The sequence below is a fragment of the Streptomyces doebereineriae genome (assembly GCF_031845645.1).
GTDB classification, from domain to species: Bacteria; Actinomycetota; Actinomycetes; order Streptomycetales; family Streptomycetaceae; genus Streptomyces; species Streptomyces canus.
In genome coordinates, this window is sequence record NZ_JAVREZ010000002.1 from 274,350 (window position 1) to 300,433 (window position 26,084).

The window sequence follows — 26,084 nt, forward strand, 5'->3', positions numbered from 1 at the left end:
CGACAACCCTAGGCACGACGCGCCTCCTTCGCTGCGGCCGGCTCCGTACGGCGGTGGACACGGATCACCCGTGACGGCCGGCCGCCGACCTTGCGCGGCCCCTGCTCGAAGGACCGGAAGGCCGACCAACACACCGTCAGGACGAGGACGAACACCGGGAGCCAGACCAGCCGGGCCGCCACCCAGCCCAGTCCGTCGGGGACGGTGTGCAGGCCCGGCAGCCGGCCCGCGGCGAGGCCGGTGGCCGTGGTGGCCATCAGCGCCGTCTGGTGCCAGAGGAAGATCGTCATCGCGGAGAGGTTGACGAACGCCACGGCCGCCCAGACCGGAGGACGTCGCATACCGCGGCGCAACCGGTCACGCAGCAGCAGGGCGAGGCCGCACTGCGCCAGTCCGAAGGTGACGGCGGCCAGCGTCGGCGGGTTCAGGTTGGAGACGGAGGCACCCGGCACCCCGACCATCGACGCCGGATACCCCGCCCACGCGACGAGCATCGCGGTCACCACCGCACCGCCCCCGAACAGCAGCCATCCGGCGCGCCGCCCCTCCAGCTCGCCCCGCGTCCACGCGGCGCCCACGGTGTACGGCACCATCCAGCCCGCCGCCAGGTTGACCCAGCCGAGCCAGTCGGGGCCGCCGAGCCCGAAGCGCACGATGTCCACGTGCAGGACGACGACCAGCGGCCACAGCGGGTGGAGCCGCAGCAGCAGTGGGGTCGCCGCCGTCAGAGCGCTGAAGACCAGGAGGAACCACATCGGGGACAGGGCGAGTCTGACCAGCGTGCGGACCGTCTCGAACTGAGCTCCCGTCAGCAGCAGGGCCGTCGCCACCACAGTCCACAGGGCGAGGACGACGACCACCGGCTTGAAGAGCCGCGACAGACGGCTCGTCAGCCACTGTCCGTACGTCGTCCCGCGGGCGCGTGCCGAGGTGTAGCCGCGTGTCGCCACATGGCCGCCCACCAGGAAGAACACGGCCAGGGTCTGGAAGGCCCAGGAGATCGGGGCCAGCCAGGGCATGTGCTGCAACGGGCTCGCGGTGTGCAGGGCGCCGCCGTCGGCGACCAGGGCCGTCACCAGCCAGTGGCCGAGGACGACGCCGAGGATCGCGAAGGCGCGCAGGGCGTCGACGGCACGGTCCCGCTCGGGGGGTGTCGCCGCGTCGATCCGGTCGGCGGCCCGGCGTATGCCGTCCGCGCCGTGGCGTATGCCGTCGCGTACGCCGCCCCGGGTGTGGTGGGTCTCAGGCACGGGTCACCTCCGCGGTGTCTCCGAGGACGATCCGGGCGAGGTTGGTCAGGGAGACCGAGCCCGGGCTGAAGTAGTGGCTGTGGCCCCCCTCGCCGGCGGCGAAGACGTGGGCGCCGAAGGCCGGGGAGACCGGGTCGGTGCCGAAGCCGACGGTGACGCCGAAGAGGTCGGTCCTCACATGGGGGACCTCGCCGACCCAGTCGTCCTTGCCCCTGGCCGCCCAGATCCGGGCGGGGGTCTGCAGAGCCGCGGCGGTGTCCGCGCCGGTACCGGGGCTGCCGACCAGGACCAGTTCGTCGATGTCCAGGTGGCTCGCGCCCCGGGCACAGACGACCGTGCCGTAGGAGTGGCAGACGAGGGACACGGTGGTGGGGCGGCGGACGACGCCCTGGAGCCGACGTACGAACGCGCGCAATTGGGGGGCCGCTTCATCCGCCCTGTCCGTGGTCAGGACCGTGGTGCTGACCGTGTCCGGGGTGCGGTAGCCGAGCCAGGCGACCACCGCGGTCCGGGTGCCGTGGGGGGCGGTGCGGGTGAGTTGCCGCTGCAGGGCCGCCGCCGTGGCCCGGAAGCGGTCGTAGGTGTCCAGGGAGGTGTCGGAGCCGGGCACCAGGACGGCCACGTGGTCGGCGCGGACGAGGTCGCCGAAGACCTCTGTCACCATTCCCGGGCCCCGGCCGTCGAAGGTGAGCAGATGCCGGTCGGGGGCGGCCATCTCGCGGTCCGCCTCGGCGCGGTGGGTGTCCCCGTGGGCTGCGGCCATGCGGGCCGCCTCTGCCGCGTTGGCGGTGTTGGCCGCGTAGATCCTGTCGAGGGTGGAGGCGGTGAGTCCGGGGAGGGTGGCCGGGGACGGGGCAGGGATTTCCGGGCGGGCGGCCGCGGAGAGGGGGGCCACCACCGCGACCATGATGAGGGTGGCGAGGAGCGCCCGGCGCCATCCATGGGAGCGCCGGTCGTCCCCCTTGTGCCGCCGCGCGTCACCGCGGCTCTCCCGCCCACCCCTCCAGCTGCTCCCCACAGTCCTCGTCCCCTCCCGTCCACCCGGCCATCGGGCTTGTCTGGAAGGGAAGTTACGGAGCGGAGGCTGTCGTCCGCGTCACGCCAGGGAGCTCTTTGCGGTCGTAGCTCTCAGGTATTACGGGTATCACCAGGAGGCGGCGGACACGCGTCGGGAGGGCGCGGACAGGCGCCGGAAACCGACGTCACCACGCCAACTGCGCGATCTCCTCCGCCACCACCGCGCACGCGTCCGCCGCCGGGTCGATCAGGGGGAAGTGGCCGACGTCCTCCAACAGCGTCAGGCCCACCACCTCGCCGGCCTTGGCCGCCGCGTCCGCGTACGCCTCGGCGACCGCCTGCGGGACGACGGTGTCGGCGCGGCCCTGGACGAGCGTGGTCGCGATGCCCGTGGGGAGCAGCAGGGAGGGGTCGGCGTACGGCAGACGTGCGGTGAACCCCTCTTCCCCGCCCAGGAGTTGACGGCAGGCCCCGCCGCACACGTCCAGCTTCTCGGCGACGGTGAAGTCGGCGATCGGGGCCAGGGCGACCACCCCGCGCAGCGGAGCGGGGCGGTCGATGCGCCACACGGCGTCGTCCGGCAGGAGGTGCCGGGCCGCGGCCCACAGCGCGAGGTGACCGCCCGCGGAGTGACCGGTGACCACCATGCGGCGCGGGTCGGCCTGCGGCAGGAACTCCCGCACGAGCGCCGGAAGCGCGTCCATCGCGGCGGCCACGTCGTCGAAGGTCTCGGGCCAACGCCCGGCGACGGGGCCGCCACCAGTCTCGGCGGCAGCGCCCTGCCCCGGAATGGACACCCCGCCCCGCCGGTACTCCACATTGGCCACCGCGAACCCCCGCCGCGCCAGGAAGTCCGCGAACGGAGTCACATGGCGCCGGTCGTACGGCGCCCGCCACGCCCCGCCGTGCAGGACGACGATCAGCGGCGCGAGCCCGCCTCCGGGAGACAGCGCCTCGCGCGGGGCGTAGAAGTCGATCACCTGGTCGGGATCGTCGCCGTACGCCGCGGTGGCGTCGGGGTCGACCGCCGCGTGCGAGAAGGCCGACTCCTCCTCGGCCGCGGCACGGGCTTCTGCGGCGGCACGGGCTGCGGCGTCGTCCGGCATGCTCCAACCTCTCAGCGGTGAAACGGATCTGACGGACCGTGAAAGCATCCTGGAAGGGAATCCGGCCGTTGGCCGGGACGCTATCAGGCCGATGACGTGCGCGGACACGCGTGCCGAACCGGGAAGCGGCCCTCCTGGAGGGCGGACGCGGCGGTAGCGGCGGCGAAGGCCGGGGTGTACGTCATCCCGGTCACCCCGGTCACCCCGGCCTGAAGCCACGACGAGCCGATCAGCGGACGAGCGTCTCCCCCAGCACCCGCGCCGCCCGCTCCACGTCCGCGAACCCGACGTACAACGGCGTGAACCCGAACCGCAGCACGTCCGGGTGCCGGAAGTCGCCCACCACACCCCGCTCGATGAGCCGCTTCATCACCTCACCCGCGTCCTCGCAGCGCAGCGCGACCTGGCTGCCCCGCTCCCCGTGGGCCAGGGGAGTCACGCACTCGACGCGGCCCTCACCGACGTACGACGCGACGCACTCCAGGAAGAAGTCCGTCAGGGCGAGGGACTTGGCGCGCACGGCCTCGACCGAGACCCCGTCCCAGACCTCGAGGGCGGCCTCCAGGGCGAGCATGGAGAGGATGTCCGGCGTGCCCACGCGGCCCCGCAGCGCGCCCTCGGCAGGGGCGTAGGACGGGCTCATGCCGAAGGGGTCGGCGTGCGAGGTCCAGCCCGGCAGCGGGGAGTCGAAGCGGTCCTGGAGCTCGCGGCGCACATAGAGGTACGCCGGTGAGCCCGGGCCGCCGTTCAGATACTTGTAGGTGCATCCGACCGCGAGGTCGACGCCGTGCGCGTCGAGACCGACCGGCAGGGCGCCCGCGCTGTGGCACAGGTCCCAGACGGCGATCGCGCCCGCCGCGTGCACGGCGGCCGTGAGTCCGGGCAGGTCGTGCAGGCGCCCGGTGCGGTAGTCGACGTGGTTGAGCAGGACGGCCGCCGTACGGCCGCTCAGCACGCCCGGCACCTCCGCCGGGGTCACCGCCCGCAGGGTGCAGCCCGTCATCCGGGCCGCGGACTCGGCGATGTAGCCGTCCGTGGGGAAGGTGGTCGCGTCCACGATCACCTCGTCACGACCGGCGTCCGGGCCGCCCGCGAGCCGCACGGCGCCCACAAGTGCCTTGAAGACATTGACACTTGTCGAGTCGCCGACCACGATCTGCCCGGCCGCCGCCCCGACCAGCGGGGCGATCCGGTCACCGATCCGCTCGGGCGCGGTCCACCAGCCGCTCTCGTCCCAGGACCGGATCCTGAGCGAGCCCCACTGACGACGTACGACGTCCTCGACCCGCCCCGGCACGGCGGCCGGGAGTGCGCCCAGTGAGTTCCCGTCGAGGTACACCACGTCGTCCAGGACGAACCGCGCGCGCAGGCCCGCCAGTTCGTCCGAGGCGTCCAACTTCTCGGCACGCGAACCCGATTCAGACATGCGACCGCGCCGTCCACAGCTCCGGGAACACGTTCTTCTGCGCGCGCTTCTCCAGCCAGGCCACCCCGGCGGAGCCGCCCGTGCCGGCCTTGGCGCCCATCGCGCGCCGGGTGGCGACGAGATGGTCGTTGCGCCAGCGCCACACCAGCTCGGCGACATCGGTCAACGCCTCGCCCAGGCGGGCGAGTTCGTCGTTCTCGGGGCCGGAGTAGAGGGCCGTCCAGGCGGCCTCGACCTCCTCCGACGGCTCGTACCGGCGCGACACGTCCCGGTCCAGGACAGCGGCAGGGATCGCATGCCCGCGCCGCGCGAGCAGCCGCAGCACCTCGTCGTACAGGCTCGGCTCGTGCAGCGCCTTCTCCAGCTCGGCGTGGACCCGGGGTGCTCCCCGGTGCGGGACGAGCATGGACGCGGACTTGTCGCCGAGCAGGAACTCCATGCGGCGGTACATCGCCGACTGGAAGCCGGAGCCGTCGCCGAGCGCCGAGCGGTAGGAGTTGAACTGCGCGGGCGTCAGCTGGCCGAGCGGCTTCCAGGAGGCGTTCAGCGCCTCCAGCTGCCGTACGGAACGCTTCAGCGCGGCAACGGCCGTGGGCACGTCGTCGGAGCGCAGCGCACCCGCCGCGGTCTCCCACTCGTGCACGATGACGGTGAACCACAGCTCCATGACCTGGGTCGTGACCAGGAAGACCATCTCTCCGGGATCGTCGGAGAGGGTGTGCTGGAGGTGGGTGAGCACGTCCGCCTTGACGTAGTCCTCGTACGGCGTCGTGCCTTGGAAGTCGAGATGCGGGGTCTCCGGCTCCTGCGCTTCATGAGCCTCATGGGACGACATCGCTGTCTCCTGTTGTGTACTCCGGGTAGCGGTCCGCCCTGCCGTTACCGACACGGGGCCCCGGTCCCCGCCGGGCATCCTCTTCCATGGTCCGTGGAAAAGGCAAGGCCCGCCTGGTCACACAGGCGGGCCCGGAAAGCGGTGACGGATCAGCCCAGCGTCTCGGCCGCCGTGAGCGAGGAATCCTTCAGGAACTGCGAGCAGCGCTCGTACTCCGCCTGCTCACCGATGGCGCCGGCGGCACGGGCGAGGCCGTGCAGGGCGCGCAGGAAGCCGCGGTTCGGCTCGTGCTCCCACGGGACCGGCCCATGGCCCTTCCAGCCGTTGCGGCGCAGCGAGTCCAGGCCGCGGTGGTAGCCCGTACGGGCATAGGCGTACGACTCCACGACGCTGCCCCGCTCGAACGCCTCGTCGGCCAGCTGGGCCCAGGCCAGCGAGGAGGTCGGGTACTTCGCGGCGACATCCGCAGGCGCGGTGCCGTTCGCCAGGAGCTCACGGGGCTCCGGGTCGTCGGGGAGGTGGGTCGGGGGCGGGCCCCCGAGGAGGTTCTCGTGAATCGACATGGGTCCAGTCTCCCTCGCGGAAGGCGGTGTTTCCTCTGCGGGTGCGTTGTGGCCGGCCCGCGGACGACCTACGCCAGTCGCCCCCGTGTCCTCTCCCCCTCCAGCGGCGGCGACAGCACGGCCCCGTACGTGCGGCACTCCGGCCGCCGGCACCCCGCCGGCAGCGACCGCACCGTCGCGAAGGCCACCACGGACCCCACCACCAGCACCCCCGCGCACACCGTCATCGCCCGCCCGAACGCATTGTCGAATGCCGTGGGCGACCGGTACGCCTCCTCCCCCATCCCCGTGACCAGCGGCAGCGCGGCCACCGCGATCAGGCCGGCCGCCCGGGCGGCCGCGTTGTTGATCCCGCTGGCCAGCCCGGCCCGCGAGGCGTCCACCGAGCCCAGCACGGTCGCCGTCAGCGGGGCGACCAGCGTGACCATGCCGGTGCCCAGGACCAGCAGCGCGGGCAGGATGTCGGCCAGGTACGAGGCGTCCGGGCCGACCCGCAGCATCAGCAGCATCCCGGCGGCGCACAGCAGCGGGCCCACGGTGAGCGGGATGCGCGGCCCGATGCGGTCGGCCAGGGCGCCCGAGCGGGCGGAGAACAGCAGCATCAGGACGGTCGTCGGCAGCAGGGCCGTACCGGCCTGGAGGGCCGAGTAGCCGACCACCACCTGGAGCTGGACGGCGCCCAGGAAGAAGAACCCGCCGAAGGCCCCGTACACGCACAGGGTCACCAGGTTGACCGCGGTGAACTGCCGGGACGCGAAGATCCCGAGCGGCATCATCGGGTCGGGACGGCGCTTCTCGACGGCGACGAAGGCCACCCCGGCGGCCACGCCCGCGATCGCCGTGACGGCGACCAGCAGGGACCCGGAACGCGCCTCGATCAGCGCGTACGTCACCAGAGCGAGCGCCAGCGCGCCCAGGACCGCGCCGAGCACGTCGAACCGGCCGTGGTCGGACCGTCCGTCGGCCGACTCCGGCACATGCCGTACGGCGATCGGCGCGCACAGCAGAGCCAGCGGGACGTTGAGCAGGAACACCCAGCGCCAGCCCGGGCCGTCCACCAGCCAGCCGCCCACGAAGGGGCCGACGGCCGCCCCGACACCGCCGAAACCGGACCACAGGCCGACGGCCCTGCCCCGGTCGTCGGGATGGAAGGAGGCCTGGATCAACGCCAGCGACCCCGGTGTGAGCAGGGCGCCGCCCACCCCTTGGAGGGCCCGGGCGGCGACGAGGACACCAGCGTTCGGGGCGAGGCCGCACAGCAGCGAGGCGGCCGCGAACCACACCACCCCGACGACGAACACCTTGCGGCGGCCGTACCGGTCCCCGAGGGAGCCGCCGAGCAGGATCAGCCCGGCCAGCGTCAGCATGTACGCGTTGACCGTCCACTGGAGGGAGGCGAGGTCGGCGTCCAGGTCGCGGCCGATGGCCGGCAGGGCGACGTTGACGACGGTCGAGTCCAGCAGCGCCATGCTGGAGCCTAGGACGGTGGTGAGCAGGATCCACTTGCCTTGCGGCGAGGCCAGCCGGACGTCGGGCATGACCCCAGGTATACAGCGAGCCCGGTGCCGTAGCACCGGGCTCACCGTAAACAGCTGTGAAGAGCTTTACTTGATCTTCGTGCCCGCCGAGCGCAGGTTCTGCGTCGCCTCGACGACACGGGCCGCCATCGAAGCCTCGGCCAGCTTGCCCCAGGTGCGCGGGTCGTAGATCTTCTTGGAGCCGACCTCGCCGTCGACCTTCAGGACGCCGTCGTAGTTGCGGAACATGTGGTCGGCGACCGGACGCGTGAAGGCGTACTGCGTGTCGGTGTCGATGTTCATCTTGACGACGCCGTTCTCCAGCGCGGTGCGGATCTCCTCCTCCGTGGAGCCGGAGCCGCCGTGGAAGACGAAGTCGAACGGCTGGGACCCGGCCGGCTTGCCGAACTTGGCGGCCACGCCGTCGTTCAGCTGCTTCAGCAGGTCGGGGCGGAGGACGACGTTGCCCGGCTTGTACACACCGTGGACGTTGCCGAAGGAAGCGGCCAGCAGGTAGCGCCCCTTGTCACCGAGCCCGAGCGCCTCGGCGGTACGGATCGCGTCGTCGACGGTCGTGTACAGGGAGTCGTTGATCTCGTGCGAGACGCCGTCCTCCTCGCCGCCGGTCGGGGTGATCTCGACCTCGAGGATGATCTTGGCGGCGCGGGCGCGCTCCAGGAGCTCCTGGGCGATGGAGAGGTTGTCGGCGAGGGTCTCCGCCGAGCCGTCCCACATGTGCGACTGGAACAGCGGGTTGCCGCCGGCCTTCACGCGCTCCTCGGACACGGCGATCAGCGGGCGTACGTACCCGTCGAGCTTGTCCTTGGGGCAGTGGTCGGTGTGCAGCGCGACGGTGACCGGGTACTTCTCGGCGACGATGTGCGCGAACTCGGCGAGGGCCACGGAACCCGTGACCATCTCCTTGCTGTACTGGCCGCCCAGGAACTCGGCACCACCGGTCGAGATCTGGATGATGCCGTCGCTCTCGGCCTCCGCGAAGCCGCGCAGAGCAGCGTGCAGGGTCTGGGTCGAGGTCACGTTGATGGCCGGGTAGGCGAACTTGCCTGCCTTCGCCCGGTCGAGCATCTCGTTGTAGACCTCGGGGGTTGCGATGGGCATCTGTCCGCTCCTTGTATCTGCGGGTTGGCGTACTGCGTGCTTACGGCCCTGACCTAGACCTTGTGTGGGGGTTCGACGTCATCGTCGGCCCCATCTTTCCAGACTTGGCCGGATGGTCCATCCCGCGGTCAGTCCAGGCCCAGCTCGTCCTTCGAGTACGCGAAGCGGTACGGCACTCCCGCACCCTGCTCGATCTTCTCGGCGGCGCCGGTGGCCCGGTCGACGATCGTGGCGACGGCGACGACCTCGGCGCCCGCCTCACGCACCGCCGCTACCGCTTCGAGCGGGGAGCCTCCGGTGGTGGAGGTGTCCTCGACGACCACGACCCGGCGGCCCGCGATGTCGGGGCCCTCCACGCGCCGCTGCATGCCGTGCGCCTTGGCCGCCTTGCGGACGACGAAGGCGTCCAGGCGCCTGCCGCGCGCGGCGGCCGCGTGCAGCATGGCGCCGGCGACCGGGTCGGCGCCCATGGTCAGTCCGCCCACCGCGTCGAACTGCAGGTCCGCGGTCAGGTCCAGGAGCACCTGTCCGACCAGCGGGGCGGCCTCGCCGTCGAGGGTGACCCGGCGCAGGTCGACGTAGTAGTCGGCCTCCAGACCCGACGACAGGGTCACCTTGCCGTGCACCACGGCCTTGTCCTTGATCTGCTGCAGCAGCTCGCCACGTACGTCCGTCATGCCTGTCAGCTTAGATGCGGCGCCAGGTCCACGTGGTCGTGGCTTCCAGCGGCTCCAGCGGGGTGACCAGGCGCGGCAGGGTGTTCAGGCCGTTGGGCGGCCCGGTCTGCGGCTCCACGCAGACGGCGGCGTCCTGCTCGTCGTACACCACGACCCATTCCTCGCGGCTGGCGACCTTCAGCTCCAGCTGCCCGGGCCAGGTGAGCGTGACGTCGACGCCGCCGGGCATGCCGAAGCAGTCGTCCCAGGGGCTCGGCTTCGGCTCGACGCGGTTGCCGGTGGGCAGGTGGTCGTCGCCGCGTTCCTCCTGCCAGGCGGCGGTGAAGTCGAGCCGGACCGGCTCGCCGCCTTCGAGGGTGCGGTTGAACCAGGGGTGCCAGCCGATCTGGGCCGGGAAGGAGGAGTCGTACGTCTCCACGGACATCGTGAGCGTCAAGGCGTCCGGGGTGAGCGCCGCGATCTGGGTGATGCGGCCCGGGTAGGGCCAGGGCTTGACGAGGTCGTACGTGAGGACGGCCTCGTCGGTGGCCGTGCGGGCGATGCTCCAGGCGCCGTCGCGGGCCGTGCCGTGGATGGCGTGCGGTGGGGAGTTGAGCGGCATCTGGTGGACGTCGGCGCCGTCACGGAACCGTCCGTCCCGGATGCGGCCGCACCAGGGGACCATCGGGAAGCACCCGAAGCGCTCTCCCTGCCGCAGCAGTTCGACGCCTCCGACCCGAAGTCCCCCGACCCGTCCACCGTTTCCCGGCTGCAAGGTCACTTCCGCGTCGCCCGCGGTCAGTGTGATGTCTTCTTGGCTCACGGGACGACACTACTCAACGGCGTTTCCTCAGTACCCGGGTGACCACGATCGCCGATGCCAGGACCACTGCCGCTGCCGGGGCCGCCCAGCGGAGGGTCGCTCCCGAGGCCACGGTCTGGGGGGCCGGGACCGGGGCGTAGCGGCCCCTCGGCGGTGCGTGGTCGACCTCTTCCGCGCTGCGGCCGATCATCGTGCGGCGGGCGTGGGCCGCTTCGGCCGGGGGGTTGGCGGGCTCCGTGAAGTCGTCGACGGGGGGCGCCGGGGGCTCCTCGGGCTCGGGAGTCTCCACGGCTTCCGGTGTCTCCTGCTGCTCCGGCTTCTCCTCCGTCTCGCCCAGGGCCTCCGCGAAACGGTTCAGCAGCCGTACGACCGCGGAACCCACCGCGTCCTGCGGGAGTTCCGTGACGCGGCCGTCCGCCGTGGCCGTGCCGTCGAAGGTCAGGGTCGTGCCACCCTCCGTGTCGCGCAGGCGGAGGGTGAGGGCGAGGGTGACCGAGCCGGTGCCGCGGGTCTCGGTGGCGTCGCCCTCGACGGCGTAGGAGCCGTCGTCGCGGCCGGTGACGCGTACCGCGCCGCGGTAGGTGATGGAGTGGCTGCCGACCCGCACCTTCAGGCGCCCGGCGACGGGGTCCGCGCCGGCGTCCTGCTGGAGCCCGGGAACCGCCCGGGCGACCCTGACGGGGTCCCCCAGGGCCTCCCTCAGCCGCTCGACCGTAACCGGAACGAACACCTCATGCTCCATGGTTGCCGAGCCTACCCAGGGGGGACGGTGATGCGCCCCCGTTGGTGGAAAGTGACCGCGCCCTTCGGTCTCAGTAGCGCGGATGCACCAACGTCGACGCCGGCAGCCCTACGATCCGGGTCGCCTCCGCCGCCCTCCGCGCCGCCCCCAGGGACTCCCGCGTCAGGGTCGTCGGCTTCGGCCCCCGGGCGCCCGGGCCCAGTGCCGGGCGTGTTCCCCGTGTGGCGAGCACGAAGCCCCAGTCGCACGGTGCGCGGGAGGCGCCGGCCGTGCGGTCGGGGCCCGCGGCGAAGCCGGAGTCGCGGCCGCCGACGCGGTAGGGGGTGGTGCGCAGACCCGCCGCACGCATCGTCGACTCCACCGTCCAGAAGACCCGGGGACGGGAGGAGACCGGCCCCGCGTGCACGACGAGACGGCCCTCGGGGGCCAGGACACGGCGGACCAGGCCGTAGAACTCCTCCGAGTACAGCTTGGTGCTCGCGGTGATGCCGGGGTCGGGCAGATCGGCGATCACCACGTCGTACGACGGCACGGGCGGCGCCGTCCGCAGCCGGCGGAACGCGTCCGCGGTGGTCACCCGCACGCGCGCGTCGCCGTACACATGACCGTTGAGCCGGGACAGCGCCGGGTCGCGGCGGGCCAGGTCCACCACCGCGGGGTCGATCTCGACGATGTCGACCCGCCGTACGTCCGGGTACCTCAGCACCTCGCGGGCGGCGAGGCCGTCGCCGCCGCCGAGGACGAGCACGCGCGCGTGGGGGCCGTCCATCGCGGGGGTGACGAGGGCCTCGTGGTAGCGGTGCTCGTCACGGCCGCTGACCCTCAGGCGGCCGTCAAGGTAGAGGCCGAGGGGGCGGCCGTCGGTGTCGCCGGTGAGGACGACCTCCTGGATGCCGGTCTTGAGGGCGACGCGCACGTCCTGGCCGTAGACCGCCTCCCGCGCGGCCCGCTCGAAGTCGTCGACGAGGACGGCGGCGGTGGCGAGGACGCCGAGCACGGCGAGGTTGGCGGCCAGCAGCAGCCAGCGGGCCCGGCGGGTCAGGTCGCGGCGGAACAGGCCGAGGACCAGGGCGCCGCCCACGACCGCGTTGACCCCGCCGGTGAGCATCACGCCGGTCAACTGGCCCAGCAGCGGCAGCAGGAGGAAGGGGAAGGCCAGACCGCCGACCAGCGCGCCGACGTAGTCCGCCGCGAACAGGTCGGCCACCGCGCCGCCCGCGTCCTGGCGGCGGATGCGCTGGATCAGCTCCATCAGCAAAGGGACTTCGGCGCCGATGAGCAGACCGATGGCGAGGGAGAACGCGACCAGGAGCCAGCGCGGACCGCTCGCCCACAGTCCGCCCCAGTCGCCGGTCCACGCGAAGACGGCGTACAGCGCCATCGCACTGCACCCGCCGACCAGCGCGAGCAGCGCCTCGAGCGCGCCGAAGGCCGCCGCCGCGTGCCGGCGCAGCCGCTTGGCGAGGAGCGAGCCGATACCCATCGCGAAGACCATGACGGACAGGACCACGGAGGCCTGGGTGACCGAGTCGCCGATCAAGTACGAGGCGAGAGCGACCAGTTCGAGCTCGTACACCAGTCCGCAGGCCGCGCAGACGAAGACACAGGCGAGGACGAGGAAGCGGCCCGTGCCGGGGCGGACGGGCAGCCGCGCAGGCCCGGCCCAGGACGGCGGAGCGCCGGGCGGAGCGGGGGCGTGCGGCTCGATCACGTTGCGACGGTACGTCACTGATGTGGCACGCTTCGTCACCCACACGTGTGGAACTGAGGAGCAACCGGGAAACAGGTGTTTGCGTCGCTCAGCGCGACGTCCCGACCGGGACCCAGACCCCGACCCGCGTCCGCGTGGCCACCAACTGCCCGTCCTGCGGATACGCGTGCCAGGTCCGCCAGTGCACCTGCCCGTCGTACCGCTGGGCCAGCAGCGCCGTGAACGCGTGCGGGCTGCCCGGAAAAACCCCCGCGAGTCCGTTCGGATGGTCGGACACCAGCGCCAGCAACTCCTGTGCCCGTCCGGCGAACTGGCCCGGCGACAGCACCTCGACGCGTGCGGCGAACTCGTACTCCCAGTCGCCCACCCGCTTGGCCACGCCCAGGGGCAGTGGCGTACTGCTGCCGGCGATGCACGCGACCGTCTCCGAACAGGTGCCCCGATCCTCCTCCAGGAGCACTTGGTGGGAGGCGCCGAGGAGTCTCAACTGAAGCTTCGCCCCGCCGATTTCGACGTCGAGCGTGGCCAGGGCGGGCAGCGGCTCGCGCCCCAGGGCCCAGGCGAGGTCGGCCGCGCGCGTGTCGGTGTACGAGGTGTTCAGGGTCGTGAGCATGGGTCGGCTCCGCTAGCACGCAAAGAAAGGGTGGTGTGGGGTTCCGGCACGCCCGGGCGACTGTGGGGGGATCGGCCCGGTCAGCCCAGTCGGGAGGTCAGGAGGTGTCCGTAGGACGTCCGAGGGGCTGCGTTGGTGATTGAGAGGGAATCATGAACAGTGGCGCCACCACAGCGTTTTTACCCAACTTCGTGGGGTTTCCATCCCTCCGTGGGCTCTCCAGCTCATCTGTTCAACTACGGCGTGCGCCACGGCGGCCGGAGCGTGCGCCGGAGCACCGGAGTGAAAAAGCGACAAGCGGGGGCGTGCGTCCCGACCCAGGTCCGGATGCACGCCCCCGCGTTCCCCCGCTCCCCCGTCTACGGATGCGGTTCCCCCTGCCGGAGCTCAGCTGCCCCGTGTCAGCTGCCTCCCCCGCATCCGCCCCCGCCGCCGCAGGACGACCCGCCACCACAGGACGACCCACCGCCGCAGGAGTGCCCACCGGAGTGACCGCCGGAGTGCCCACCGGAGTCACCGCCCGACGAACCGCAGGACGAGCCGGCTCCGCCCGCCCCGCCGCCGGCCCACCAGCTGTCCCGATGCGCCCGGGACCGCCCGCCGCGGGGCTCCCTGACCGGCTTGACCAGCTGGACGCTCTTCTTCCTGTTCGCGGCGGACACCAGGGCCCCGACGAACAGGACCACGAACACCGCCAGGATGATGCCGATGACCATGGCTCACCCTCCTTCCGTTACCCCCCGAAGCGACCCCCCGTGGGCGCCTCGCCGGTTGCGTGAGCTGGAGATGCCCCTCTGTCTCACGGGCCAAAGCAGAGTTGAGGAACTCCAGAGCTTGGGCGCAGGATGACCGGCATGACCTCCAGTGCGCGCCCCCTGCTCAACCGCCGTCTCGCCGAGTTCGGGACGACGATCTTCGCCGAGATGTCCGCCCTGGCCCTGCAGACCGGATCGATCAACCTGGGCCAGGGCTTCCCCGACACGGACGGCCCCGAGGAGGTCAGGGAGGCGGCTGTGCGGGCGCTGCGGGACGGGCGGGGCAACCAGTACCCGCCGGGCCCGGGCGTCCCGGAGCTGCGCACGGCGGTCGCCGCGCACCAGGAGCGCCGCTACGGCCTGGCCTACGACCCCGACAGCGAGGTCCTGGTCACCGCCGGAGCCACGGAGGCCATCGCCGCCGCGCTGCTCGCCCTGGTCGAGCCCGGTGACGAGGTCGTCGCCCTGGAGCCGTACTACGACTCCTACGCGGCCTGCATCGCGATGGCGGGCGGGACCAGGGTCCCGGTCACCCTGCGGCCGCACTTCGACGGGGGCGCCCGCTTCCGCCTCGACCTCGACGAGCTGCGCGCCGCGGTGACCGACCGGACCCGGCTCCTGCTCATCAACACCCCGCACAACCCCACCGGCACCGTCCTCACCCGGGAGGAGCTGACGGCGATCGCCGAGCTGGCCGTGGAGCGGGATCTGCTGGTGATCACCGATGAGGTGTACGAGCACCTGGTCTTCGACGAGGCCGAACACCTGCCCCTGGCGACCTTCCCGGGGATGCGGGAGCGCACGGTCTCCATCGGTTCCGCCGGCAAGACCTTCTCGTTCACCGGCTGGAAGGTCGGCTGGATCACGGCGGCGCCCGGTCTGGTCTCGGCGGTCCGCTCGGCGAAGCAGTTCCTGACGTACGTCTCCTCCGGCCCGTTCCAGTACGCGGTCGCCGAGGCCCTCGCCCTCCCGGACAGCTACTTCACCGCCTTCCGCGACGACATGCTCGCCAAGCGGGACCTGCTGGCGACCGGCCTGGCGGAGGCCGGTTTCGAGGTCTTCAAGCCCGCCGGCACCTACTTCATCACCACCGACATCCGCCCCCTGGGCGAGAGCGACGGCTTCGCCTTCTGCCGCGCGCTGCCCGAACGCGCGGGAGTCGTCGCCATCCCGAACGCGGTCTTCTACGACCACCGGGAGGCGGGCGCGCCGTTCGTGCGGTTCGCGTTCTGCAAGCAGACGGCGGTGCTTCAGGAGGCCGTGAAGCGCCTGAAGTCGTAGCTCAGGAGTTGATTCCGCGCCGCCGTCGAGCGGGAGTCGCCGGCTGCCGTGGCGCCCTGTCCGAAGCGCGCCGCATGATCGGATGACAGGTTCTTCAAAGGTTCTTCATCTTCTCCGGCCTACGGTCACAAGGCCCGCCGCGCCCGCGGTCGGGCGCGACAGGAGGCGGGAGAACCGATGAGGACGAACCGGGTGCTGATGGCCGTGGTGACGGCGTCGGTCATGGCGATCACCCTGGCCGGCTGCGGAAGCGAGGGCGACACCCCGAAGGTCCCGACGGCGGGCGGCGGCAAGGCGTCCGGCAAGACGACCGCGCCGAGTGGCGGCGACGACGTGGCCACGTACGTGAACGCGCAGCGCGAGTGGGTGAAATGCCTGCGGGAGAACGGGGTCGACGCCCCCGACCCGGACGCCAAGGGGCAGGTCGACTTCGGCGACAACGCGGCGCTGAAGAAGAACACGAAGTTCCTGGACGCCTCCGAGAAGTGCGCCTCGCTCAAGGCGGCCGTCCCCGAGGGCCTCGAGAACGCCAACCAGCCCAAGCTCACGCCCGAGCAGATCAAGGTCAAGCGGGACTACGCCGACTGCATGCAGAAGAACGGCGCCCCCGACTTTCCCGATCCCGGCCCGGACGGGACCGCGCAGGGCTCCGAGTGGAACCAGACGTCGGCGGGAGCCAAGCGTGCCACCCGTGTCTGCGCTCCGATCATCGGCGACCCGGCGGACCAGCCCGCGGGCAAGGGCTGACGATGGCGGAGACGGTTGTGCAGACCGATCACGAGCGCGGGGCGGCTCCCGCGCCGCCACCGCGCGGTCGGCGCGGACGGCGTACGGTCCTGGTGGCCTCGGCTCTGGTCGTCGTGGCGGCAGTCGCCGTGGTCGGTGCGCTGGGCCTCGGCGGAGGCGGGGCGGAGGAGGGCTCCTCCGCCCCGCCCCGCTCGGGCTCCACCGTCCCGGTCACCCGGACCACACTGACCGAACGCACCACGGTGGACGGCCAGTTGGGCTACGGCACCGAGATACCGCTGCCGGTCAAGGCGACGGGCACCGTGACCTGGCTGCCCGCGGAGGGCACGACCGTGCAGCGCGGCGGCACTCTGCTGCGCGTCGACGACCGGCCGGTGGTGCTGCTGTACGGGACGCTGCCGATGTACCGGGAGCTGGGCCTGACCGCGGGCACCCAGCAGGACACCCGGCAGGAGACCGGGACCGAGGGGGACACCCAGGCCTCGGGTGACCAGGGCCGCACGGACGAGACCCCCGGGGCTCCGGACCCCTCCGGATCGCCGGCGCCGGGCGGCGCCGGGGCCGGAGGGACAGGGGGCACGCTGCGCGGGATGGACGTCCTGCAGTTCGAGAGCAATCTCGCCACTCTCGGCTACACCGGCTTCACAGTCGACGAGGAGTTCACCGACCTCACCGCCCGCGCGGTCAAGCGCTGGCAGAAATCCCTCGGACTCCCCCAGACCGGCACGGTCGGCATCGGGGACGTCGTCTACTCCGCCGGCAAGGTACGGATCGGCCACGCGAGTGTCCGGCTCGGCTCACCGGCCACCGATGACGTCCTCACGTACACCGGTACGTCCCGGAAGGTCGTCGTGGGCGCCTCGGCGGCGGAGGACTCCTGGGCCGTGCGCGGCGCCGCCGTCACGATCGGGCTGCCCGACGGGAAATCGGTGAAGGGCGAGGTGGCCGCGGTGGGGAAGAGCGCGACCGCGCCCGAGGGGGGAGGCGGGGAGGGTGGCTCCGCGACACCGACGATTCCGGTGACCATCACCATCGAGGACCAGAAATCCGTGGGACGGCTGGAGAGCGCGCCGGTCACCGTCGAGTACGTGGGGCGGGAACGGGCCGACGTCCTCACCGTCCCGGTCGCCGCGCTGGTCGCCCTGGCCGAGGGCGGCCACGGCCTGGAGACCGCGGACGGCCGGTTCGTCGCGGTGAAGACCGGGCTCTTCGCGGACGGCCGGGTGGAAGTGAGCGGAAGCGCGGTTCGCGAGGGCATGAACGTGAGGATCCCGGAGTGAGCGGAGCATCGGCGGTCGTGGAGTTCGACGCGGTCTCCAAGACGTATCCCGGTGGTGTGGCGGCGGTACGGGACGTGAGCCTGAGCATCGGGCGCGGCGAACTCGTCGCGGTCGTCGGCCCGTCGGGCTCGGGCAAGTCCAGCATGCTGAACCTCATGGGCAGCCTCGATCGGCCCTCCGCGGGGCGGGTGCTGGTCGACGGCCACGACGTGGCGAAGCTGACGGACCGTGAGGTGTCGGCGCTACGGGCCACCCGGATCGGCTTCGTCTTCCAGCAGTTCCATCTGGCGGTAGGGGTTCCGGTCCTGGACTCCGTGGCCGACGGGCTGCTGTACGCCGGGGTACCGCTGCGCCGCCGCCGGGCCGGCGCGGCGGTGGCGCTGGAACGGGTCGGCCTCAGCCACCGCGTCCACCACCTCCCGCACCAGTTGTCCGGCGGCGAGCGCCAGCGGGTGGCGGTGGCCCGGGCGGTGATCGGCGAACCGGCGGTCCTGCTGGCGGACGAGCCGACCGGCAACCTGGACTCCGCTTCCGGGGAGGCCGTACTCGGTCTGCTGCGCGAGCTGAACGCCGCCGGGACCACGGTCGTGATCATCACCCACGACCGGGAGATCGCGGCCGGGCTGCCGCGCCGTATCGAGATGCGCGACGGCCGCGTGGTGGCGGACACCGCGACCGATGCCGCGCCGAGCGAGGCGGTCCGATGACCGACGCCACGACGAACGGCCCGCCCATGGACGACGCCCCACCGGCCCTGCCGTCCGGCCCCCGCAGGGGCGGCGGACGTGGCCGCGGACGAGCGAGCGGTGACGTCGGTGGCACGGGCGGCCGACTTCGCGCCGCCCGCCTAGGCCCTCAGGACATCGTGCGGCTCGGCGGGACCGGGCTGCGGACCCGTCCCCTGCGGATCTTCCTCTCCGCGCTCGGGATCGCGATCGGCGTCGCCGCCATGATCGCGGTGGTCGGAATCTCCGGCTCCGGCCGGGCGGAGGTGGACCGCCGACTCGACGCGCTCGGCACCAACCTGCTGCGGGTCGCCCCCGGCGACTCACTCGACGGCACCGAGGCCAAGCTGCCCCATGAGGCCGTCGCGATGATCGGCCGCATCCCGCCCGTGCAGCAGGTCGCCGCCACCGGCGCAACCGGCGCACACATCTACCGCAATGATCACATCGCCATCGGACGCACCGGCTCCCTCGAGGTCCTCGCGGCCGACAGGCACCTGCTCCCGGCCGTCGGCGGCCACGTCCGCCGAGGCCGCTGGCTGGATTCCGCGACCGAGCAGTACCCGGCGGTCGTGCTCGGCTCCACGGCCGCGGGCCGGCTCGACGTGCACACACCGGGGACCCGGGTCTGGCTCGGCGACCGCTGGTTCTCGCTGGTCGGCGTCCTCGATCCCGTACCGCTCGCGCCGGAGCTCGACAGCGCGGCGCTGGTCGGTTGGCCGGCGGCCCGGACGTACCTGCGCTTCGACGGTCATCCGTCGACGGTCTACGTCCGCTCCGAGGACAGCCAGATCGCGGAGGTGCGGGGCGTGCTGCCGGCCACGGCGTACCCCGAGAAACCGGGACAGGTCCAGATCTCCCGGCCCTCCGACGCGCTCGCCGCCCGCGAGGCCACCGAGTCGGCGCTCACCGGGCTGCTGCTCGGCCTCGGCGGCGTGGCGCTGCTCGTCGGTGGCGTCGGGGTCGGCAACACGATGGTCATCTCGGTCCTGGAGCGGCGCCCCGAGATCGGCCTGCGCCGGGCGCTGGGGGCGACCCGCGGCCAGATCCGGACCCAGTTCGTGACGGAGTCGCTGCTGCTGTCGCTCATCGGCGGCCTCGGCGGGACGGTGCTGGGGACGGCGATCACGGCGGTCTACGCCCTCAGCCGCGACTGGCCGACGGTCGTCCCGGTGTGGGCGAGTGCGGCGGGCATCGGCTGCACCCTGGTCATCGGCATGATCGCCGGACTGTATCCGGCGGTACGGGCGAGCCGGCTGTCACCGACGGAGGCACTGTCCGGCTCCTGAGCGGCCCGTCCGTCGTACGGGTCAGGGGCGGCCTCGGCGAGACCGCCCCTGACGCACCATCAGTCCACTAGAAACCGCAGTAGATGAGGCTGCCGCCGTCGCTCAGCAGGTCGTCGCGGACCCAGCCGGACGTACCGGTGGTGTCGTTCCGGAGGTACGTCCAGGTCTCACTGGAGCTGCCGATGCGCGTGTAACAGTGGTAGTCGAGGCGGTGGGTGTTGTAGGCGATGCCGTTGCTGGCGCAGTTGGTGCTGGATCCGCTTCTCTCGTTGGCGCCGTTGGCCGTCCTGTTCCAGGCGCTGCTGTCCATGTCGGAGGCGGTCCTGCCGCAGGACGCGGCCGCGGTGGCCGGGGTGGAGAGGGCGAGCGGGACGGCCATGGCCACCGCCGCCAGGGCGGGTACGACAGCCGCGATTCGACGCTTCACTTTTGAACCCCCATGAATGCGTTCTGTTGGCACTGCTTCCCCAAGGCCGTTGGATGACGCCTGAGCGAAACAGCGACCACTGCATCAATCGGTGTGCAAGTGGCGTCAGTAAGATCACAGTCAGAAATATGCTGAAGAAAGCATTCCGCCCGCAACCGTCCAATTACTGTCCATGAGAGACCGAAAATACCGGAAGAGGAAATGCGCCATTCCACAGTCCTTTCGGCCGGAAGCGCGCCCTTGACGAGCACCCGGGGTGGCACCCGATGAGCTTCCGGCTCCGGGTACTCGGCCTGCTGATGCTGGTCGCGATGGCCGCCACCGCCGCCACCGGCTGGTTGACCCTGCGCCAGGCGAACCGCCAGGTCCAGGAGAGTGTCACCGCGGGACGGCAGGAGGTCTCCCGGATCACCGGCGACCTCCGCGCGTACGGGTTCGCGCACGGCACCTGGGAAGGCCTCTCGCCCATGGTGAGCCGCCTGGCCAAGGACACCGGCCAGCGCATCCGGGTCGCCACCGAGAACGACGTCCTGCTCGCCGATTCCGACGCGCTCGAGGGCCGCGCCCCCCGCCCGGTGAGCAACCAGCCGCCCGTGCTGGTCGACCCGCGTCCCCTCCTGCGGATCCCCGCGGGACAGCTACCGCGGACCTCGATGAAGCTGACGGCGACCGCGATCGCCCAGTACCGCGCCGAAGCGGTGTACGCGGCCTGTCTGACCCGGGCGGGGGCCGAGGTGACGGCGCTGCCGGACGACACCGGCGTGCCGCGGATCAGCACGGAGCGCCGGCCGGAACAGTGCAAGGAGCCGAAAGGCGCACCGGACCCGCAGACTCCGCAGGACCTCGAGGTGATCCGGGCATGCGAGTCGGAGCAGCAGTTCACCACCTGCCTGCAGCGGGTGTTCAACGAGCGCGTGGGCTCCGCCGCCCCGCCACGCCTGGTGATCCGTCTCGGCGTCCGGGACGAGTCCCCGCCCACCCTGGCCGCGGCACCCACGATGGCCGTCGCAGGGGGCGTCGCCCTCGCCGCCGTGCTCGGGGCGCTGCTCCTGAGCCGGGCGGTGCTGCGCCCGGTCCGTGCCATGACCCTGGCCGCCGGGGGGCTGGGCGAGGGGGACCTGGGGCGGCGGGTGCCCGTCTCCGGCCGGGACGAGATCGCCCAACTCGGCCGTGCCTTCAACCGGATGGCGGAGTCCATACAGGCCGTCGAGGAACGCCAGCGCCGCCTCACCGGTGACATCGCCCACGAGCTGCGCACCCCGCTGGCCAATCTGCGCGGCTATCTGGAGGCCCTGCGGGACGGGGTCGTCGAGCCGACCCCCGAGCTGCTCGATTCCCTCCACGAGGAGGCACTGCTGCAGCAGCGGATCGTGGACGACCTACAGGATCTCGCGCTGGCCGAGGCCGGTGCGCTCACCTACCACCGGGTGCGCGTCGACCTGCGCGAGCTCCTCGAAGCAGCCGGCACGGCTCACCGTGCCCAGGTCGACGCGGCAGGAGTCGCGCTGCGGCTGGAGGCGCCGCGACCTGTGGACGTCATCGCCGACGCCGACCGACTGCGCCAGGTCGTCGGCAATCTGGTCGGCAACGCGCTGAGGGCAACGGCACCGGGCGGCACGGTGACACTGGCTCTGGCCCGGCACGGCGATCTCGCGTTCCTTCAGGTGCGGGACACCGGAACGGGAATACCCGCCGAGGACCTGCCGCATCTCTTCGACCGCTTCTGGCGGGCGGACGCGGCACGGGGCCGCGCCACCGGAGGAAGTGGCCTGGGGCTGTCCATCGCCCGCCAGATCGTGACCGACCACCAGGGGACGATCGCCGTGGAGAGCACCGTCGGCGTCGGCACGACCTTCACGGTCACGCTCGCCACGACCGGGCCGTCGCCGACCGACGCCGGCTGATCGACCCCGGTCAGGACCCCGCGAGCGCTCGGGTGGGCGCCGAGCCGTCCACCAGGCGGTACCCCCGGCCGTACACGGTCTCCAGATGGCGCGGCCGGGCGGGGTCGTCCCCCAGCTTCCGGCGCAGGTTGCGCACATGGGCGTCCACCGTGCGCTCGAGTACGTCACTGTCGAAGCCGAAGGCGCGCTCGATGATCTGGGCCCGGGTGAACACCCGCCCCGGCTCGCGGGCCAGAGCCTCCAGTATCGAGAACTCCTTGGAGGTCAGCGCCACCGGACGGCCTGCCACCCGGACCTCGAAGCGGGCGGTGTCCAGTTCGACCGCGCCGACCCGCAGCACCTCGCTGCCGGCCGCGCCGCCTTTCCTGGAGCGCCGCAGCAGCGCCCGTACCCGCGCGGTGAGTTCGCGGGGACTGTACGGCTTGGTGAGGTAGTCGTCGGCCCCCAGGTCGAGGCCGAGGAGCATGTCCTCCTCGGTGCTGCGCGCGGTCAGCAGCAGAATCGGTACCTCGTAGGCCTCGGCACGCAGAATGCGGCATACGTCGAGTCCGTCGACGAGCGGCAGCATCACATCGAGAACGATGAGATCCAGGCCCGTCGAACGCGCCCGTTCCAGCGCTGCCCGGCCGTCGGCCACGACCTGCACCGCGTTGCCTTCCCTTTCCAGATAAATCCGGATGAGGCGAGATTGTTTTTCGTCATCTTCGGCGACCAGGATGCGCGCGCTCAACGATTCTCCTCAGCGGGGCCCTGCACGATTCCAGCACCGTTGATATCAACGCACCTCCGGAATTCTCACCTCCGGAAAATCCCGGGCCGACCGCACTCGCTGCACAGTACCGCGAGCGGGAGCATTCCCGGCGTGGGTGGCGTGCGGGGTGGTGATCGCTTGCGCGCCCGCCCACAGGCTGTGGACGGGCGCCCCCGCTCCTGGACGTGGAGGGGCAGAAGCCACGTGACTTGTGCGGGTCGACACCCGTCACCGGTCATTCCGCCTCGGGCAGTCCCAACCTTGTTTCCAAACCGCTCAGGTACTCGCCCATGGCTCCAAGGGACATCGGCGACGACTCGTACTGCGCTGAAAGGTTGACCTCGTACAGCTTGTAGGCGGCTTCGGTCTCCCGTGCCGCCGCGCACGCTTCCGCCAGGGCCCGGACCGCGCGCTCCCGGTCGCCGGCTTCCACCGCCTCCACGAGGTCGGGCCACAGTGTGTCGCCGATTTGATCGACCAGCTCCTCGACCTGTGCCGCCGCGCGTCGGGCACAGTCCTTGATCGCTTCACGCTCGGCTTCGGCACGGTGCTCTGCCCGATGGGAGTCCCGTTCGTCGGAGTCCGTCCAGTCATGGTCGCCCCAGATCTCCTCCCACCGCTGCTCCGTCTTCGCCAGGTCTGCCTTGAGGTCGCGGTCCAGGTCCTCCTGCGTGAGGTGAGGTTGCTCCCCGGCGTCATCCTTCTCGAACGCCGACAGCGGCAGAGTCAGGTCGGGCAGGGGTTCGTCATCGCGCAGCGCGGTGAGCAGGAGGACGGTGTCGATCGCGGGAAGGACCTCCTCCACGTCCACCATTCCTCGTATGGATGCGACGGACTGCTCGACGGCCATGTAGTCGTGTTCGGCAATCTGGTTGTCGAGATCGCCGTGAAGATCGAGGACGGCGCCGCCGATCGTCTCGATCTCGTCCATGCGCGCCGTGATCTCCATGTCGAGTCGCTCCACGATCTGCCGCAGCATGCGAACGTCCTCGACCTCCTCCTCAAGCTCGGCCACCGCTTTGGCCAGATCACCCATCCCGTGCCCCCTGTCTCGACGGTTGCCAACTGCCTCTGCAGGCAGGCTAATAACGAAGGCTGCGCGATCCGCTGCCATCCGGCCACAGGGACGGGCGCCTTCTGGATCACGTCGTCGGCCATAGTTGCAAGACAAGCGCTCGGAAGCAGCAGATAGATCTGATAACCGGGATTATCAATGGTGATCAGACACAGGGATCGGGATCGTCGTATCGTTCTGTGGCGGCGGGGCGAAGGCCGCAGAGGCGAAGCCCGACGAGGTACGGCCTGGGCCGCCGGGTCGGTCGAGCGGCACCTGCGACGAAAGATGGACAGGGAAGGGGGGGCATACCGTGGTCAGTGGTCCGTCGGAAACGACGCTACGCTCCCCGGCCCCTCTCCTTGTGTCGATGGCCGAGATCGCCACTTTCGCCCGGGTGAAGCGTCCCGTCGTGTCCACTTGGCGTCGCCGCCACACGGATTTCCCCGCTGCCTTGTCCGACGACTCGGGAAGGCCTCTGTTCGACGGTGCTCAGGTGGCCGAGTGGTTGATCGCGTCCGGGCTGGGCAACGCCGCCCCGACGGAACTCCGGTCGGAGCTGGCCCTGTTCGGCGTCATCGCGCTGCGGGAGCGATTCACCCCGTGGCAGTTGGTCGAGACACTTGGAAGCCTTCTGTGCCTGCGTCGGCTCGACCGTGGTCGGCCGCTGACCGACAGCACGGGTGATTCCCTGAGCGATGCCGAACCGGACGGAGCCCTGTGGTCCGCCGTGCTGCGCCGCGCCGAACGGATCGACGCGGAGGATGATTTCGTCCTCCGCGAACTGCGTTCCCTCGATGCCACCGCGGCACCGCTCGCCCGCCTTGCCGACAACCTGGTCGAGGCCGCCTACGACGAGCGCGGCGCATACGAGTGGCTGCTCGCCGCCCGCTCCCGGCTCGGACTGGACTCCCTCGCCGCAGACGCTGTCACCCCGGAGCTGCGGAGCCTGCTCACCCAGCTCACCGACCTCCGCCTCCGCCTCCGCCTTGAGCAGGGCGAGTCCCTCACCCTCGCCGACCCGCACGCCCGCGCAGGCGACCTGCTCGTCGCACTCCTCGACGACACGGAGGACCGCGACCGCGTCACCGTCCTCGCCGCCGACCCCGACGACCGGCTCACCCGCATCACCCGCCGCCGCCTCCTGCTGGCGGGCGTCAACGAACTCGACCTGGACGTCCAGACCGGCACCGATCTGGAGGAACGCTTCGCGGACCCGGACCTCGTCGTCACCCAACTCCCGTACCGTCCCGGCGAGGACCGCTCGGTGCTCGCCGCCCTGACGGAGCTCGAACGCGTCGCCTATCTCCTCCGCCCCGGCTGCACGGCCCTCGTCCTCGGACCGGCCGACGCGCTCGTCGACGAACTGAAGAGCACCGAGGCCGCCCAGCTTCGTTCGGCCCTTCTCCGCGAGAACATCGTCGAGTCGGTCATCGCACTTCCCGGCGGGGTCCTGCCCTTCCGCCCCGGCTACCGTCCCGCGCTGTGGACGCTCACGCGCGGTCCCGTCCCGGCGGCGGAGGGCAAGGTCTTACTGGCCGACATCAGCTCGGAACAGCTCACGCCGGGCGTCCGCATGCGGCTCGCCGAGGACGTCCTCCTCTGGCGGGCAGAAGGCTTCCGAGGACTCGACGGTCACGACCCGCGCTACGGCCGTGTGGTCTCCGTCGCCGACCTGGACCGGGCCTTCGGCGGTCCGCTGACCCCACCCGCGCCGCCGACCTCCGCGATCTGGTCCGACAAGGTCACCGAACGCCCCGCCCTGATCGCCGAGGCCGAGACCCGCTTGGAGCGCACGACGGCGGACACCCGGGCGTACGAGGACGAGCAGGGCCCTTACGGAGGGGCCGTACTGCGCAGGGTCGGCCTCCTGCCTGAGCGCACCACCCTCGGCAAGCTGATCACCGCCCGCAGAGTGACCCGGCTCCCCGGCCACCGTATCGACGAGAAGCACCTCACCCTGGACGGCCACCACACCGTCCTGGGCCCCGAGGAGATCACCGGCGAACGACCCGTGGGCGACCGCCGCATCGACCGCCTGCTGCTGGCGACGGCGTACGAACGGGCGGCGCTCACCGAGCCCGGTGACGTCGTCTACACGCTCGCGCCCCGCCTCGGCGTGTACGTCGACCACGACGGCTTCTCGGTCGTCGCGTTCCCCGCCCGCGTCCTCCGAGTCAACGCCGACGCCACGCGTCCGCTCAGCCCACGGGTGCTGGCAGCCCTGCTCGGCGCGGCCCGTGGCACCTCCCGCAGCCCCAGCGCGGTACGCCCCGCCCGCCGTATCGAGGACTACCAGCTCCCCGACCTCGACCCGGACGAGGTCCTGCGCTTCGACGCCCTGCTGGCCGAGACCGAACGCCGGGAACGCCTGCTGCGCGCGCAAGCCGATGCCCTCGGCGAGGCCCGCCGCCTGACGATCGCGGGCCTGGCCGACGGCACCCTCACCCTCGGCGAAGCCCGAACTATCAACCGTACGTAGCCGAATCCACC

24 protein-coding genes are annotated in these 26,084 nt (G+C 71.8%); 7 read left to right on the top strand and 17 right to left on the bottom strand.

The features are described 5' to 3' along the window. Positions 1–8: 8 nt before the first annotated feature. The 14 genes from RNB18_RS06805 to RNB18_RS06870 all read right to left on the bottom strand — a co-directional run bounded on the left by RNB18_RS06805 (position 9) and on the right by RNB18_RS06870 (position 14,094). Complete coding sequence (locus tag RNB18_RS06805) at positions 9–1,250, bottom strand: acyltransferase family protein (RefSeq protein WP_311713232.1); 1,242 nt, start codon at positions 1,248–1,250, stop codon at positions 9–11. Then, a complete protein-coding gene (locus RNB18_RS06810) occupies positions 1,243–2,268 on the bottom strand; it encodes an alpha/beta hydrolase (protein WP_311713233.1) in 1,026 nt (341 codons plus the stop codon). The genes RNB18_RS06805 and RNB18_RS06810 overlap by 8 nt, the downstream gene beginning before the upstream one ends. Positions 2,269–2,452: 184 nt before the next feature. Further along, positions 2,453–3,373, bottom strand: coding sequence for an alpha/beta hydrolase (locus RNB18_RS06815; RefSeq protein ID WP_311713234.1), 921 nt, complete (start codon positions 3,371–3,373; stop codon positions 2,453–2,455). Between the two features lie 229 nt (positions 3,374–3,602). Next, positions 3,603–4,799: a kynureninase gene (gene kynU, locus RNB18_RS06820; protein ID WP_311713235.1), complete on the bottom strand. Its 1,197-nt coding sequence runs from the start codon at positions 4,797–4,799 to the stop codon at positions 3,603–3,605. Further along, positions 4,792–5,634, bottom strand: a complete 843-nt coding sequence (locus tag RNB18_RS06825; RefSeq protein ID WP_266561885.1) for a tryptophan 2,3-dioxygenase family protein — start codon at positions 5,632–5,634, stop codon at positions 4,792–4,794. The genes kynU and RNB18_RS06825 overlap by 8 nt, the downstream gene beginning before the upstream one ends. A 149-nt stretch (positions 5,635–5,783) precedes the next feature. Further along, entirely contained in the window at positions 5,784–6,197 is a 414-nt protein-coding gene (locus RNB18_RS06830) for a DUF3151 domain-containing protein (protein ID WP_057614715.1), read from the bottom strand. Between the two features lie 68 nt (positions 6,198–6,265). Further along, positions 6,266–7,735, bottom strand: a complete 1,470-nt coding sequence (locus RNB18_RS06835) for an MFS transporter (protein ID WP_266561887.1) — start codon at positions 7,733–7,735, stop codon at positions 6,266–6,268. A 66-nt stretch (positions 7,736–7,801) separates the two neighbouring features. Then, entirely contained in the window at positions 7,802–8,833 is a 1,032-nt protein-coding gene (gene fbaA / locus RNB18_RS06840) for a class II fructose-bisphosphate aldolase (RefSeq protein WP_057614711.1), read from the bottom strand. A 128-nt stretch (positions 8,834–8,961) separates the two neighbouring features. Continuing rightward, positions 8,962–9,510, bottom strand: a complete 549-nt coding sequence (gene pyrE / locus RNB18_RS06845) for an orotate phosphoribosyltransferase (RefSeq protein WP_266561890.1) — start codon at positions 9,508–9,510, stop codon at positions 8,962–8,964. A gap of 10 nt (positions 9,511–9,520) precedes the next feature. Next, positions 9,521–10,312 carry an aldose epimerase family protein gene (locus RNB18_RS06850; protein WP_266561892.1) on the bottom strand — a complete coding sequence of 264 codons (792 nt, stop codon included), beginning with the start codon at positions 10,310–10,312 and terminating at the stop codon, positions 9,521–9,523. Positions 10,313–10,325: 13 nt separating this feature from the next. Next, the gene (locus tag RNB18_RS06855; RefSeq protein WP_311713236.1) at positions 10,326–11,054 is read right to left on the bottom strand and encodes an SRPBCC domain-containing protein; all 729 of its coding nucleotides are present in this window, start codon (positions 11,052–11,054) and stop codon (positions 10,326–10,328) included. 70 nt (positions 11,055–11,124) lie between these two features. Next, entirely contained in the window at positions 11,125–12,765 is a 1,641-nt protein-coding gene (locus RNB18_RS06860) for a polyamine aminopropyltransferase (RefSeq protein ID WP_311713237.1), read from the bottom strand. An 88-nt stretch (positions 12,766–12,853) separates the two neighbouring features. Further along, entirely contained in the window at positions 12,854–13,378 is a 525-nt protein-coding gene (locus tag RNB18_RS06865; protein ID WP_311713238.1) for a DUF2617 family protein, read from the bottom strand. Positions 13,379–13,779: 401 nt separating this feature from the next. Next, positions 13,780–14,094 carry a hypothetical protein gene (locus tag RNB18_RS06870; protein WP_311713239.1) on the bottom strand — a complete coding sequence of 105 codons (315 nt, stop codon included), beginning with the start codon at positions 14,092–14,094 and terminating at the stop codon, positions 13,780–13,782. A gap of 129 nt (positions 14,095–14,223) precedes the next feature. Here RNB18_RS06870 and RNB18_RS06875 point away from each other — a divergent pair, with 129 nt between their 5' ends. The 5 genes from RNB18_RS06875 (at position 14,224) to RNB18_RS06895 (ending at position 19,455) form a co-directional block, all read left to right on the top strand. Then, complete coding sequence (locus RNB18_RS06875; RefSeq protein WP_311713240.1) at positions 14,224–15,414, top strand: pyridoxal phosphate-dependent aminotransferase; 1,191 nt, start codon at positions 14,224–14,226, stop codon at positions 15,412–15,414. Positions 15,415–15,591: 177 nt separating this feature from the next. Next, positions 15,592–16,161 carry a hypothetical protein gene (locus RNB18_RS06880; RefSeq protein WP_266561904.1) on the top strand — a complete coding sequence of 190 codons (570 nt, stop codon included), beginning with the start codon at positions 15,592–15,594 and terminating at the stop codon, positions 16,159–16,161. A 2-nt stretch (positions 16,162–16,163) separates the two neighbouring features. Then, complete coding sequence (locus RNB18_RS06885; RefSeq protein ID WP_311713241.1) at positions 16,164–17,441, top strand: peptidoglycan-binding domain-containing protein; 1,278 nt, start codon at positions 16,164–16,166, stop codon at positions 17,439–17,441. Then, a complete protein-coding gene (locus RNB18_RS06890) occupies positions 17,438–18,148 on the top strand; it encodes an ABC transporter ATP-binding protein (RefSeq protein WP_062049335.1) in 711 nt (236 codons plus the stop codon). The genes RNB18_RS06885 and RNB18_RS06890 overlap by 4 nt, the downstream gene beginning before the upstream one ends. Beyond that, complete coding sequence (locus tag RNB18_RS06895; RefSeq protein WP_311713242.1) at positions 18,145–19,455, top strand: ABC transporter permease; 1,311 nt, start codon at positions 18,145–18,147, stop codon at positions 19,453–19,455. The genes RNB18_RS06890 and RNB18_RS06895 overlap by 4 nt, the downstream gene beginning before the upstream one ends. A 67-nt stretch (positions 19,456–19,522) precedes the next feature. On the opposite strand, the gene RNB18_RS06900 is transcribed toward RNB18_RS06895, so the two are convergent. Beyond that, positions 19,523–19,882, bottom strand: coding sequence for an SH3 domain-containing protein (locus tag RNB18_RS06900; RefSeq protein ID WP_266561912.1), 360 nt, complete (start codon positions 19,880–19,882; stop codon positions 19,523–19,525). Positions 19,883–20,148: 266 nt separating this feature from the next. On the opposite strand from RNB18_RS06900, the gene RNB18_RS06905 reads away from it, so the two are divergent. Then, positions 20,149–21,786 carry an ATP-binding protein gene (locus RNB18_RS06905; protein WP_311713243.1) on the top strand — a complete coding sequence of 546 codons (1,638 nt, stop codon included), beginning with the start codon at positions 20,149–20,151 and terminating at the stop codon, positions 21,784–21,786. Between the two features lie 10 nt (positions 21,787–21,796). Here RNB18_RS06905 and RNB18_RS06910 read toward each other — a convergent pair whose 3' ends face one another. Beyond that, positions 21,797–22,516 carry a response regulator transcription factor gene (locus tag RNB18_RS06910; protein WP_311713244.1) on the bottom strand — a complete coding sequence of 240 codons (720 nt, stop codon included), beginning with the start codon at positions 22,514–22,516 and terminating at the stop codon, positions 21,797–21,799. 256 nt (positions 22,517–22,772) lie between these two features. Next, positions 22,773–23,651, bottom strand: a complete 879-nt coding sequence (locus RNB18_RS06915; protein ID WP_311713245.1) for a hypothetical protein — start codon at positions 23,649–23,651, stop codon at positions 22,773–22,775. 436 nt (positions 23,652–24,087) lie between these two features. On the opposite strand from RNB18_RS06915, the gene RNB18_RS06920 reads away from it, so the two are divergent. After that, positions 24,088–26,073 (top strand): hypothetical protein, encoded by a 1,986-nt coding sequence (locus RNB18_RS06920; protein ID WP_311713246.1) that lies wholly within the window; start codon positions 24,088–24,090, stop codon positions 26,071–26,073. Positions 26,074–26,084: the final 11 nt, after the last annotated feature.